11 protein-coding genes are annotated in these 13,208 nt (G+C 70.9%); 4 read left to right on the top strand and 7 right to left on the bottom strand.

Going from position 1 to position 13,208, the window contains the following annotated elements; genetic code table 11:
* The 5 genes from ACFFNX_RS25655 to ACFFNX_RS25675 all read right to left on the bottom strand — a co-directional run.
* On the bottom strand, positions 1–1,678 hold a 1,678-nt coding region (locus tag ACFFNX_RS25655; RefSeq protein WP_378207333.1), incomplete at its 3' end, for a phosphocholine-specific phospholipase C.
* 131 nt (positions 1,679–1,809) lie between these two features.
* Complete coding sequence (locus ACFFNX_RS25660; RefSeq protein WP_378207336.1) at positions 1,810–2,622, bottom strand: phosphotransferase; 813 nt, start codon at positions 2,620–2,622, stop codon at positions 1,810–1,812.
* A gap of 254 nt (positions 2,623–2,876) precedes the next feature.
* A complete protein-coding gene (locus ACFFNX_RS25665) occupies positions 2,877–3,836 on the bottom strand; it encodes an ABC transporter permease (RefSeq protein ID WP_378207340.1) in 960 nt (319 codons plus the stop codon).
* 73 nt (positions 3,837–3,909) lie between these two features.
* Positions 3,910–5,514 (bottom strand): ABC transporter substrate-binding protein, encoded by a 1,605-nt coding sequence (locus tag ACFFNX_RS25670; protein ID WP_378207343.1) that lies wholly within the window; start codon positions 5,512–5,514, stop codon positions 3,910–3,912.
* A gap of 142 nt (positions 5,515–5,656) precedes the next feature.
* Complete coding sequence (locus ACFFNX_RS25675) at positions 5,657–7,681, bottom strand: hypothetical protein (RefSeq protein WP_378207346.1); 2,025 nt, start codon at positions 7,679–7,681, stop codon at positions 5,657–5,659.
* Positions 7,682–7,851: 170 nt separating this feature from the next.
* Between ACFFNX_RS25675 and ACFFNX_RS25680 the strand changes: the two genes are divergently transcribed.
* Positions 7,852–9,978 carry an alpha-galactosidase gene (locus tag ACFFNX_RS25680; RefSeq protein ID WP_378207349.1) on the top strand — a complete coding sequence of 709 codons (2,127 nt, stop codon included), beginning with the start codon at positions 7,852–7,854 and terminating at the stop codon, positions 9,976–9,978.
* Between the two features lies 1 nt (position 9,979).
* On the opposite strand, the gene ACFFNX_RS25685 is transcribed toward ACFFNX_RS25680, so the two are convergent.
* Entirely contained in the window at positions 9,980–10,603 is a 624-nt protein-coding gene (locus tag ACFFNX_RS25685; protein ID WP_378207352.1) for a TetR/AcrR family transcriptional regulator, read from the bottom strand.
* 67 nt (positions 10,604–10,670) lie between these two features.
* On the opposite strand from ACFFNX_RS25685, the gene ACFFNX_RS25690 reads away from it, so the two are divergent.
* Together ACFFNX_RS25690 and ACFFNX_RS25695 are read left to right on the top strand one after the other, a co-directional pair.
* Positions 10,671–11,312, top strand: a complete 642-nt coding sequence (locus tag ACFFNX_RS25690) for an MSMEG_1061 family FMN-dependent PPOX-type flavoprotein (protein WP_378207355.1) — start codon at positions 10,671–10,673, stop codon at positions 11,310–11,312.
* A 23-nt stretch (positions 11,313–11,335) separates the two neighbouring features.
* On the top strand, positions 11,336–12,244 hold the full coding sequence (locus ACFFNX_RS25695) for a PDR/VanB family oxidoreductase (RefSeq protein ID WP_378207358.1): 909 nt from the start codon (positions 11,336–11,338) through the stop codon (positions 12,242–12,244).
* A gap of 32 nt (positions 12,245–12,276) precedes the next feature.
* Here ACFFNX_RS25695 and ACFFNX_RS25700 read toward each other — a convergent pair whose 3' ends face one another.
* Positions 12,277–12,660 carry a DoxX family protein gene (locus ACFFNX_RS25700; RefSeq protein ID WP_378207361.1) on the bottom strand — a complete coding sequence of 128 codons (384 nt, stop codon included), beginning with the start codon at positions 12,658–12,660 and terminating at the stop codon, positions 12,277–12,279.
* A gap of 227 nt (positions 12,661–12,887) precedes the next feature.
* Here ACFFNX_RS25700 and ACFFNX_RS25705 point away from each other — a divergent pair.
* Positions 12,888–13,208, top strand: a 321-nt coding sequence (locus tag ACFFNX_RS25705) for a sigma factor (protein WP_378207364.1), incomplete at its 3' end; no start/stop codon positions are given.

Consider the following 13,208-nt stretch of genomic DNA (forward strand, 5'->3'; position numbering starts at 1 on the left):
AGGCGCCCGGCGTCCACTCACCGGACAGGCGCCGGCCCGCCTCGACGGTGAACGTCCACGGCCCGTCCGCGTGCGTCGCCGACGTCACGTGGAAGCTCGCCCCGGCCGTGCCGCGGCTGGCGAAGTCGATCCGCAGGCCGCCGGAGGTGACCCGGCCGTCGGCGGACAGGTCGTACGGCAGCGGCCGGGCGGGACGCGAGCCGGACTCCTGCCGCGGCAGCGCCGGCTTCGCCGGGAGTTCGGGCACGTAGTCGTCGTGCCGGTCGCGGTCCGGCGGCGTGTAGCGGCTGGTGTCGGGGAGCCGGGGCACCCGCGTGGCGGTACGCCCGAAGTCGAACGCCGAGGTCAGGTCGCCGCACACCGCCCGCCGCCAGGGCGAGATGTTGGGCTCGCGCACGCCGAAGCGCCGCTCCATGAACCGGATGATCGAAGTGTGGTCGAACACCTCGGAGTCGACCCAGCCGCCCGTGCTCCACGGCGACACGACGAACATCGGCACCCGCTGGCCCAGGCCGTACGGCCCGGCGGCGTTCCCGTCCCCGGCCGGCGGCCGGTACAGCTCCCCGGTGAGGTCCACGGTCGAGCGGGCCCGGTCCCCGGGCGCGTACGGCGGCACGACGTGGTCGAAGAAGCCGTCATTCTCGTCGTAGCAGATGAACAGGGCGGTGCGGCTCCACACGTCGGGGTCCGCGGTCAGCGTGTCGAGGATCCGCGACACGTACCAGGCCCCGTAGTTGGCGGGCCAGTTCGGATGCTCGGTGAACGCCTCGGGCGCGACGATCCAGGAGACCTGCGGGAGCCGCCCGCCCGTCACGTCGGCCTTGAGGGGCGCGAAGAAGTCCTGGCCGCCCTTGGCGTTCGTGCCGGTGCGGGCCTTGTCGTACAGCGGGTCGCCCGGCTTCGCGCCGCGGTACTGGTCGAAGTAGAGCAGCGAGTTGTCGCCGTAGTTGCCGATGTAGGCGTCCTGGGTCCAGCCCCACGAGCCGGTGGCGTCCAGGCCCTCGCCCGCGTCCTGGTAGATCTTCCAGGAGATCCCGGCCTGCTCAAGCCGTTCGGGATAGGTCGTCCAGGAGTAGCCCAGCTCGTCGTTGCCCAGGACCGGGCCGCCGCCCCTGCCGTCGTTGCCGGTGTACCCGCTCCACAGGTAGTAGCGGTTCGGGTCGGTCGGCCCGAGCAGCGAGCAGTGGTAGGCGTCGCAGATCGTGAACGCGTCCGCGAGCGCGTAGTGGAACGGGATGTCCTCGCGCGTGAAGTACGCCATCGTCGTGGCGGTCTTGGCCGGGATCCACCGGTCGTAGCGACCCTGGTTCAGCGCGGCGTGCCCGCCGTTCCAGCTGTGGTCCAGGTCCTGCAGGAACACCATGCCGAGGTCGTCGACCTCCGGGTGGAAGGGCAGGACGTCCCGCGTCCCGTCGGACTGGTACCAGACCGGCCTGCCGCTCGGCAGGGTCACCGGGTGCGGGTCGCCGAACCCGCGTACGCCGCGGAGCGTGCCGAAGTAGTGGTCGAAGGAGCGGTTCTCCTGCATCAGCACGACGATGTGCTCGACGTCGTGCAGCGTGCCGGTGCGGCGGTTGGCGGGGATCTCGGCGGCGTGGGCGATGCTCGTCGAGAGGGCGGACGCCGCGGCGGTGCCGCCCGCCAGTTGCATGAATCTTCGCCGGTTGATGCCGGTCATGGCAGCCTGCCTCAGAAATCGACTCGGTGGGGCGAGACAGTGCTCTCAAGCGCCCGGCAACGACGCGCGGCAGCCGGGGAAACGGGTAGGGAATGCTGGGCCAACCTTGATCGTCATGCGACACGCCGAACTCACGCGCCGGTGCCCGGCCCGCCGAGGGCGCGTTCGAGGGCGGGGGTCACGGCGTGGAGCCAGCGGAGCTCGCCCGCCAGGTACTCCAGGGACGCGGCCGTGTCGGCCGCGGACAGCGGCCAGGTGGCGATGCGCTCCGCGCCGGCCAGAACGCTGCGTCGCAGGGCGGGCAAGACGGCGGGGCCGTCGGGCGGCCCGTAGGCGTCCACGAACAGGCGCAGCCGGCGTGGCAGGTCGGGGAGCGGGTCGAATCCGGCCTCGCGCAGGCGCCGATCGGGCGTCAGGGGCACGAAGGCCCACGCGGCCGCGGCCAGCTCGTCCACGGGATCGACCGGCCCGGCGCCGTCGAAGTCGATGAACGCCGCCGGCAGCCCGTCGCGGTAGACCGTGTTCCAGGGGCCGAGGTCGCCATGGGAGATGATCTGGCCGGGGCGAGGCGGGCACGGGTGGAACCGGTAGGCGGTACGTCGCGGGCGGAACCCCCGCGACGCCTCGTGGAGGTCGCGGATGAGCCGTCCGGCGCCGATGAGCGCCTCGTCGCCGCGGGCGTGCGCGGGGAGGCGATGCCCGCGGCCCGGCTGCCAGGCGGGATCGGCGGCCACCTCGCCGTCCAGGTAGGTCAGGACCTCGCGGTCCCCCTCGACGCCGAGGACGCGGGGAGCGCCGGGGAAGCCCACGCTCTCCAGATGACGGAGGTACTCGTGGACCGCCTCCGACCACGGGCCCAGGGGACGCAGCACCCGCCCGCCACGGCGCAGGACGCCCCGCGTCATCCGGCCACCGGCGAGCGGCTCGTCACCGTCATCCGTCACGGCGCCAGTATCCCCGTCCCCGAGGGGCGTAGGAGGATGGGCCCGTGCGACCTCTCATGCTCTCCGCCAACATGCCGCGTTCGTTCTACCGGGGCGCGGGCCGCATCGAGCGGCTTCGCGGCGACGCCGCGCCGGCCGACCCGTACCACCCCGAGGACTGGATCGGGTCGGTGACCGCGCGTGCCGGCGCGGCGCCCGCCGGCCCAGCGGCCGGCCCGCGGCCTCGGCCGCCGGCGCCTCCAGCTCGATCGCGCTCATCCGAGCCTCACCCTCGGGTCGACCAGCGTGTACAGGACGTCGGCGAGCAGGCTGGAGATCAGCACCAGCACCGCGATGACCAAGGCGAATCCGATGATCACCGAGTAGTCGTGCCGGCCGACCGAACTGACCGCGAGCTGCCCCATGCCCGGCCAGGCGAAGACCTGCTCGATGACGACCGCGCCGGCGAGCTGCTGCGGCAGGTTCGCGGCGACGTAGGTGAGCACCGGGATCAGGGAGTTGCGCAGTGTGTGCCGCACCACGACCCGGCTCCGCGTCGCGCCCTTGGCCTCGGCGGTGCGTACGTAGTCGGCGCCCAGCTCGGTGATCATGCTGCTGCGGACGTACCGCATGTACGGCCCGGAATTCGCGAATCCCAGGATCAGCGCCGGCAACACCAGGTGCCGGAGGGAGTCGACCAGGCTCGGGGCGCTCGGGTCGGAGATGCCCGACGACGGCAGGACCGGGAACTTCACCGTGAAGAGGTAGATGGCGATCAGCGCCAGGAAGAACGCGGGGACCGACACCGAGCCGAGGCTGACCACGGTGGCGGCGTAGTCGACCTTGCTGTTGCGCCGCAGCGCGGCGACGATGCCCAGCGGGAAGGCGATCACCAGCGACAGCAGCAGGCCGGTGCCCATCAGCTCGATCGTCGGGCCGAACCGCTCGCCCAGCAGCGAGGTCACCGACCGGCCGTTGACCAGGGAGTACCCGAAGTCGCCGTGGAGGGCGTCGGTCAGCCAGTGCCAGTACTGCACGACCAGCGGCTGGTCCAGGCCCAGCTCGTGCCGCTTGGCGGCGATGAAGGCCGCGCTGCCGGCGTTCAGCTGGTCCGGCGGCACCATCATCGCGATCGGGTCGCCGGGCGCCTTGTGCACCAGCCAGAAGATCACGACGGTGATGAGGAAGAAGACCAGGATGTTGATCAGCAGGCGACGAATGATGTAGGCGCCCATCGTCCTCCCCTCGGGTGTACGGCCAGGCCGCGCGACGTCATCGGCGCGCGGCCGGCCGGGATCGGCACCGGTGTCACAGGGACCAGCCGGCCGGGTTCCAGAAGGCGCTGTCCTGCGAGCCGGGCGCCTGGAATCCCTTGATCCGCTTGTTCACCGCCCACAGACCCGTCGGGTCGTAGAGCCACATCAGGTCGGCCTGGGAGTTCTCCTCCAGTACGGCCTGGTCGTACAGCGCCTTGCGCCGCGTGGCGTCGGCGGTGCCGTTGGCCTTGGTCATCTGCTCGTCCAGCTTCTTGTCGCAGAACCAGACGATGTTGCCGCCCTTGGGGTACTGCTGGTCGCAGGCGGTGATCACGTTGACGTTCCAGGAGTCGACCGCGTAGTTGCCGCCGCCGTAGAGCGTCATGTCGTAGGACTTCTTGTCGTAGGTCGGCGAGATCTGCGCGGCCTGGACCTGCTTGAGCTTGACCTTCACGCCGACCGCGGCGAGCTGGCTCTGCACGATCGTGGTGGTCGCGTCGCGGTCGCGCTGGCCGGGCACCCACTGCAGTTCGACCGTGCGGTTCGGGTCCCAGCCGGCCGCGGCGAGCAGCGACTTGGCCTTCTGCGGGTCGTAGCCGTACTCGTTGATCCCGGCCGGGGTGTTGCCGGCGAAGAAGTCGGAGTTCTGCACGGTGGCCTTGCCGCCGAGCACCTTGTCGACGAGCGCCTTGCGGTCGATGGCGTACAGGAACGCCTGGCGCACGCGGACGTCCTTGAAGTAGGACTTGGTCTGGTTGAGCGCGATGCGGACGAACCCGGCACCGGGCTTCTCCTGGACGTCGACGTCGTTGAAGCCCTGCACGGTCTTGAGGTCGGCCGGGGAGAACGACGCGATGTCCATGCCCCCGTTGCCGAGCTGGGCGGTCGCCACGTCCGAGGTCATCGGCTTGAGGTAGACGTCCTTGATCTTCGCCGGCGAGGGGTATCCCGGATTGGCGGTGACATGGACGTACTGGTTGGTCTTGTAGTCCACGAACCGGTACGGCCCGAGCGTCGCCGTCGGCGCGCGGAAGTAGGCGTTCTTGGCGACCTGGGCGACCGGCACGTCGCCGAGGATGTGCTCGGGCATGACGTACGCGGTGCCGATCTGGGCGAGCAACCCGATGTCGGGCTTGGCCGCCTTGATGACGAAGGTGTCGTCGTCCGGCGCGCTGAAGCCGGAGATGGTCTTGGCCTTGCCGGACACGAAGTCGCCGACGCCCGCGACGGCGGCATAGCTGCCCGCCGTGGCGCTGGTGCTCTTCGGGTCGGCCAGCAGCCGGTAGCTGAACAGCACGTCCTGGGAGGTGAACGGCTTCCCGTCGCTCCACTTGAGCCCCGGGCGCAGGTGGAAGGTGAAGGTCCTGGCGTCGCGGGAGACGTCGTAGCTCTTGGCGAGCTGCGGCTGGAGCCGGTAGTTCGGGTCGACGGCCAGCAGTCCCTCGTCGAGGAAGGACATCACCTGGTTGTCCGGGCCGCTGGAGGGGGCCAGCGGACTGAAGATCCCGGCCGGTTCCTGATAGAGGTAGACGTTGAGGGCGCTCTTACCGGACGCGCCGCCGGTGCCGGAGTCCGACGCCGGACCGGTGCAAGCGGCGGCCGACACGGCCGCGAGAACGGTGACGCCGAAGGCGCCGTATCTGAACCGTCTTGCCATCGCAACCTCGCAAAGTCGGTCTGGTCATGGGGGAACCGGGGGATCCGCGCCGACATGGAACGAAATTTCACGTACACAATGAGGGTGCGGAGTCCCCCACGTCAAGGGGGCATCGTGGCCGATCAGAGGGTTTCCCCTCCGGTCAGGCCGACGGCACCCAGTAGGAGTACAGGTCCGTTCCGGTCAGATGGAACCGGAACCGCACCTGCCGGCCGGACAGCGACGCGAGCGTCCGGCCGCCCTTCCAACGCACCGTCGCCGCGTACCGGTCGCCCGTGACCGGCGACGCGTCACCCTCGGTGTAGCCGGGGATGGGGGTGCCGGTCGCGGCGTCGAGCACCTCGACGGTGAGCGAGCCGCGAGAGTGCACGACGGCGTTCACCTTGAGCGCGTCGCCGTGGAAGACGACCGGCTTGGTGGTGAGCTCGCCCGGCTCGCCGGTGCCCGGCGTGGAGGCGTTGGTCAGCGAGACGAAGCCGTCGCGCCGCCACGTCGCCATGCCGGTCTGGCCGACGTAGGGGTCGGGGTCGGGCACGGTCTGGTCCTGACCGCCGTGCCCGGCGTTGAACGCGCCGTAGTACATGGTGATCGTCTTGTCGGTCACCAGCGCGTTGGAGGAGGTGTAGAGCGCGCCGTCGTCCCAGGCCCCGGGGTCGCCGGGCCGCAGGACGGGGTCGCGCACGGGACGGCTCCAGTCGGTCAGGTCACGCGAGGAGGCGACCTGCGGCAGCACCGGTCCGGCGCCGGCCGACGACTGGGATCCGGTGGTGTAGTCGGTGGTCAGGAAGACCCAGGGGATGCCGATGTAGGTGCTCTCGTACGGCAGCACCGGCATGCCGTAGATCTGCCCCTCCAGCCCGTTCAGCGCCTCGGCCGCGCCGTCGTCGGCGTAGTCGCCGGCCACCGCGAGCCGCGGCGTGCTCCAGGTGAGGAAGTCCGTGCTGGTCGAGACGAACGCCGCACGGTCGTAGATGCCGGGCGTGCGCGAGGTGAACATCCGCTTCTTGATGGTGGCGATGTACCGCTTCGTGCGCGGGTCCCAGGTCACCTGCGAGACGTCGCCGTCGAGCAGCGCGGGCCCGTCCTCGCCCGGGGTCCAGTGGTAACCGTCCTTGGAGAAGTACACGTAGTAGCCGAGTGTCTGGCCGACGACGCCGCTGTGGAACTGCATCAGCGCGAAGCGGCGGTCCGGCGCCGCGTCCGGGTTGTACGCGACGGTGCCGCCGCCGGCGATGACGATGTTGGTCCTGGACGCCGGGATGTCCTTGTAGCCGACGCTCCCCCGGCCCAGCGGTTTGGTCCACTTCCTGCCGTCGCGACTCTCGGCGTAACACAGGTAGTAGCCGGGCGCGACGTCGTTGTTGCAGTCGTACCAGAGCCGGTAGACACCTCCGATCTTGAACACCGAGCCGTAGGTGTAGGCCGACGACTCCCAGGGATGGTCGGGCCGGATGACGGGCTCGGGCAGCTTCTTCGCCGGGTGCACGACCCGGCCGACGTCCTTGGACGAGGCGATCCGGTAGTCGTCGAGGAAGAGCTCCCGCGCCGAGCCGAGGTCCGGGTCGTACGCCTGCGGCGCCTCGGCGAGGTTCACCTCGTCCCAGTACGAGACGCCCTCGTCCCCGGCGGCGATGCGCACGGTCACGTTCGCCGTGCCGGCCGGCGCGACGCCGGAGACGGTGACGGTCCGCCAGTCCGTGCCCGGCTCCGGGGCGGCGACGTGGTCGCCCAGGTCCGTGCCGTCGAAGCCGGTGAAGTCGAGCGAGAGCGCGGCCGGCTTGCCGCTCTTGCCCTTGACCTTGGCGGACAGCCGGTACTCCCGGCCCGCGGCCGCGACGATCCGGTCGCTGGAGACGGTGACCGCGTCACCCCGGTCGTCGACCTCCAGGGAGCCGAGCCCGGCCGTGCGGTACGCGGACAGGTTGACGATGTTCGCGCCGGCCTCGTCGCCCTCGACGGACCAGCCGATCGGATGGCCGGCGCGGTCGCCGGCGTCGAAGCCGGCGTTCGGCACCGGCGTCGCGGTCTTGCCGGGGTCGGTGCCGGGAGGCGTCTGACCGCCCGCCGTGGACGGCCGGTACGCCACGAACGTCCCGAGCATGACCGTCACCAGGACGACCGGTGCGACACGCCGCCGCACGGCCGCCCGCCCATCGCGCTGAACCATGAACGACCTCCTGTGGGCCGGGTCCGGGGCGCTCAGCGTCGTGTGGAATGTCATTCCATGTCAAGACTTCGAACCTTGACATGGAACGTCTTTTCATGGAGAAACGGTGCACCCGGGCTCGGCCTGGCCACGGGCGACCTGTGCTCGTACGCGATCGACCAGGAGGGGCAGTGACGGCACTCCGGCCCACGGGGACCGGCTTCGACGCGGACACCGCGACGTGGATCCTGCACACGCCGAACACCACGTACGCCCTGCGGCTCACCGACGGACGCCTGGCGCACGTCCACTGGGGCGCCGCCCTCACCGACGCGGAGGCCGCCGCCCTGCCGGTGCGGGCCGAGTCCGGGGCCCGGCAGCGGGGCAGCACCAGCTTCGAGGCCCGCTACGACGGCACCGAGGAGTACGCCTGGGACGGCGGCGTGCGGTACGGCGTGCCCTCGTTGCAGGTCCGGTTCGCCGACGGCGCGCGCGGCCTCGACCTCGAACCCGTCGGCGACGAGGCCGCCGACGACGGGCTGACCATCCGGCTGCGCGACCGGCACTACCCGCTGGAGGTGGCCCTGCGCTACCGCCTGCGGCCGGGGACCGACGTGATCGAACGCTCGGCGTCGCTGACCAACCTCGGCGACGCCGAACCGATCGAGGTGCTGCGGTTCGACGCGGCCTCCTGGGTGCTGCCGCACCGCGACGACTACCGGCTGTCCCACGTCACGGGCATGTGGGGCGCCGAGACCCGGCTGCGGCGAGAGGTCGCGGCGGCCGGCGAGACGGTCTTCACCAGCCGCCGGGGCATCACCAGCCACCACGCCAACCCCTGGGTCATGACCGACGACGGCACGGCCGGCGAGTCGCACGGGGAGGTGTGGAGCGTCGCGCTCGCGTGGAGCGGCTCGTGGCGCATGACCGTGCAGCGCACGCCGCTTCGGCGGCTGTCGGTCTCCACCGGGTTCGGGCACGACGGGATCTCCTGGCGGCTCGCGCCCGGCGAGCGGCTGGAGACCCCGGTCAGCGCCGGGATGTTCACCACCGGCGGGTTCGGCGCCGCGAGCCGCGCCTGGCACGCCCACGTACGGCGGCACGTCCTGCCGCGCCCGGAGGAGACGCGCCCGGTCCTGTACAACTCCTGGGAGGCGACGTTCTTCGACATCGACGTCGCCCGGCAGTCGGCGCTGGCCACCCGGGCGGCCGAGCTGGGCGCGGAGCTGTTCGTCGTGGACGACGGCTGGTTCCGGCCGTACCGGGACGACCGGGCCGGCCTCGGCGACTGGCGGGTCAACGCCGAGCTGTTCCCCGACGGGTTCGCGCCGCTGGCCGAGCACGTGCGCTCGCTCGGCATGGGGTTCGGGATCTGGGTCGAGCCGGAGATGGTCAACCCCGACAGCGACCTGTACCGGGCGCACCCCGACCGGGTGCTGCACCAGCCGCACCGCGCCCGTACCGAGCTGCGGAACCAGCTCGTGCTCAACTTCGGCCGCGACGACGTGCGCGCGTGGGCGGGCGAGTGGCTGCACCGGCTCGTACGCGACACCGGCGCCGTGTTCCTCAAGTGGGACATGAACCGGACGTTCAGCGAGGCCGGCGAGCCGGGGGCGGCGGACCCGGACCGGCTGTGGATCGAGCACACGCGCGGCGTCCACCTGGTCATGGACCGGCTGCGCGACGCCTGGCCGGACCTGCGCATCGAGTCGTGCAGCGGCGGCGGAGGCCGGCTCGACCTGGCCATGCTCGCGCGGACCGACCAGGTCTGGGCCTCGGACAACACCGACGCCGCCGACCGGCTCCGCATCCAGCACGGCTTCACCCAGCTCTACCCGCCCGGCGTGCTGGAGGCGTGGGTGACCGACAGCCCGAACACCGTCACCGGGCGCCGGACGCCGCTCGCGTTCCGCTTCCACGTGGCGATGACCGGCGTGCTCGGGCTGGGCGGCGACCTGGCCGCCTGGTCCGACGACGAGCGCCGCGAGGCGGCCTCACTCGTCGCGCTGTACAAGCGGATCCGCCCGCTCGTGCAGCACGGCCGGCTGTACCGGCTGCGCCCGCCGGACGCCGAGGGGCTGTGCGCGCTGCAGTTCGCCGACCGCGACGTCGTGGTGTTCGCCTTCCGCGAGACACCGCGGATGGGCTTCGGCGTGCCGCCGCTGCCACTGGCCGGCCTGCCGCGGACCGCCCGCTACCGCGACACGAGCACCGGCGCGGAGTACGACGCGGGCGTACTGACCCATCACGGCCTGCCGCTGGACCTGCCCCGAGGCGAGTACGCCAGCACCGTCGTCCACCTGGAACGCCGTCGCTAGTTCACCGGCTCGTACGGAGGTAGCCGGTGATCATCGCCACGAGCTCGTTCTCCAACCGGGTGGTGTCGATGGAGCCGGGCGCGGCGACGAGCTGGTGCACGGCCAGCTCCACGGTGGACGCCACGAGCCGGGCGGCCGTGTCCTTGTCCCGGACCCGGACCTCCGGGTGGCGCTCGAACAGATCCCGCAGGTCACCGATCATCTCCCACTCCTGCCGGGTGACCCTCTCCAGCAACTCGCCGGAGCGGGGCGCCTGCTCGATCATGATCCGCAGCAGCTGCGGGTCGTCGAGATGGTTCTCGATCACCACGCGCACGAACAGCCGGATGACGTCCTCGAGCGGCTCCGGCAGATCTTTGTGCCGACGAAGTGTCGCGGCGGACCTGTCGCCGTCGAGGTGGCGGGTCAGCAGCTCGGCCAGGATGGCGTCCTTGTTCGGATAGTACTGATACAGCGAGCCGATCGAGACCCGCGCCCGCTCGGCGATCCGGTTCGTGGTGCCCGCGGCGTAGCCGTACTCGGCGAAAATGTGAGCAGCGGCGGTGAGGATGCGCTGCCGGGTCAGCTCGGCCCGGACCTGGCGCGGCTGTTTACGTGGCTGAAGCCGGCGCTGCTCCGACGTCATGACACCCCCTGCGAACCGGCGCGAAAGCGAGTAGCGCACAAACCGAATGATTGCTCATAATTGTGCCATGACCAGCAGGAATATCGTCAGCGAGACTCGCCCACGCCGAGTTTCCTTCGCGGAGGTCCGCGCCCGGCTCGGGGAGCCCGAGGCCATGATCAAGGCCAAGGTCCACGACCGCGTCGACCGGCATTTCCGCCGCTTCATCGCCCATTCCCCGTTCCTGGCGATGGCCACGTCGGATGCGACCGGCCTGCCCGACTGCTCACCGCGCGGCGACTACCCGGGATTCGTCAAGGTGCTCGACGAGCGCACGCTCGCGATTCCCGACCGGCCGGGCAACAAACTCGCCGACTCGTTCCGCAATCTCGCCGAGAACGACGGGATCGGGCTGATGTTCGTCATCCCCGGGGTACGGGAGGTGTTGCGTGTCAACGGTCACGCGTATCCCACCGACGAGCCGGACGTGCTCGCCCGGATGCGGACCGAGGGCAAGGAGGCGGAGCTGGCACTCGTCGTGGAGGTGGCGGAGATCTTCTTCCACTGCGGACGCGCGCTGATCCGGTCCCGGCTGTGGGATCCCGCGAGTCGGGCTCTGGCCGAGGAGATACCGTCCGTGGGCGAGATCTCCGCCGACCAGATGGGGCTCGACGTCGATCCGGCGATGCTGGAGAAGATGCTCGAAGCCGGCTACCGGCAGCTGTACTGAGGCGGTCGGTCATGCAACCGGTCATGCAACGAACGGTTCTCGAACAGGCGGAGCCGATCGCCGAGGGCGTCGTCTCGCTCATCCTGCGCGGCGCCGAGGGCCCGCTGGCCCCCTGGGAACCGGGCGCGCACGTCGACCTGGCACTGCCCAACTGGCTGATCCGGCAGTACTCCCTGTGCGGGAGCCCGGCCGATCGCGACCGCTACCGTGTCGTCGTCCGGCACGACCGGCTCAGCCGGGGCGGCTCGGAGTACGTCCACCTGTTCCTGCGAACGGGCCGCACGCTCGACGTCTCGAGACCTCGCAACAACTTTCCCCTGCTGCCCGCGCCGGAATACCTGTTCCTCGCCGGGGGGATCGGCATCACCCCCATCGTGCCGATGCTGGCCGCGGCGGTCGCGGCGGGAGCCTCCGCGACCTTGGTGTACGTGGGCAGGACGGTGGCCACCATGCCGTTCGCCGACGAGCTCCGGACCGGCTACGGCGATCGGGTGCGCGTCTACGCCACCGAGGAGAACGGCAGGCCGGACCTGGCCCCGCTGGCGGCCGAGTTGAGCCCTCGCGCGCTGGTGTACTGCTGTGGTCCCGCGTCGATGCTCGACGCGGCCGAGGCGGTGTTCTCCGGGCAGCGGCTGCACCTCGAGCGTTTCCGGCCGACGGTCAAGGAGTTCGCGCCCGACCGGCCGTTCGAGGTGCACTGCGTCCGATCAGGACAACGCGTACAGGTCGGCGCGGAAGAGTCCGTGCTGGACGCGTTGCACCACGCGGGGTATCCGATACCGTCCGGCTGCCGCGAAGGGGTCTGCGGCAGTTGCGAGATCGCCGTCGTCGACGGGGAGCCGGAGCATCGCGACGACATCGGCGCACCGCCCGGCCGCATGTACTGTTGCGTCTCCCGCGCGCTGTCGTCCCGCCTCTCCGTCGACCTCTGACGCGAAGGTCGGCGGGCCGGGCTGACGGGCGTTCAGCCGGTGAAGGAGCCGGGGCCGAAGCGGCCCCACGCGATGAACGCCGCAAGCAGGAGATAGGCCAAGTTCAAGATCACGAACTGGAACTCGCCGCGCCGGCCGTGAGTGATCATCGCGCCGATCATCAGCAGGATCCAGCAGAGAGCGGTCACCGGCACCATGACCGGTGCGATGTCGACCACGGCGGGCAGGATCAGGCCCACCGCGGCCAGGATCTCGAGGGCGCCGAGGGCCTTGACGAAGCCGGCGCGGGTGTCTTCGGTCCATCCCCCGCCCGGGGCCGCGGCCAGTTTCTCCCTGGGCACGAACGTCTTGCTGATTCCGCCGGTCAGGGCCACCACGGCCAGCAGGCCTGCGCAGATCCACAGGGCGAGGTTCATGAGCTGTCTCCTGATGAGGGTTGAGCGTGTCTCGCGTGGGGGCGCGGGAGACGCGCTGGTTCGTACACGAGGTGCCGGTGCCGCGCTCTTTGTGACGGCTCGGGCGTGTGACGTGCGCCATAAGAACACGGCCGCCGTCGACCCGCCGTGATGTGATGTCTCGTCCCCGGGGGCGCCCGGCGTCCAGCGGGCGTGACATGCGAGAGTGACGAGATGAGGAGCCACCGGTGGCAGACAACGACGCGGCATCCGGAGCGGGCGTGAGCGACGACGCCCGCCGGGACCCCGCCACCGAGGCGTTCGTCGCCCACCGCAAGCTGCTGTTCACCGTCGCGTACGAGATGCTCGGCTCCATCACCGACACCGAAGACGTCCTGCAGGAGACCTGGCTGAAATGGGCGGACGTCGATCTGGACACGGTGCACAACCGGCGCGCGTACCTGGTGCGCATCGCCACCCGGCAGGCGCTCACCCGGATGCGTACGCATCGCCGCCGCCGGGAGACCTACGTCGGTCCCTGGCTGCCCGAGCCGCTGCTGACCACGCCC

Source organism: Actinoallomurus acaciae (assembly GCF_042429965.1).
In the GTDB taxonomy this organism is placed as follows: domain Bacteria; phylum Actinomycetota; class Actinomycetes; order Streptosporangiales; family Streptosporangiaceae; genus Actinoallomurus; species Actinoallomurus acaciae.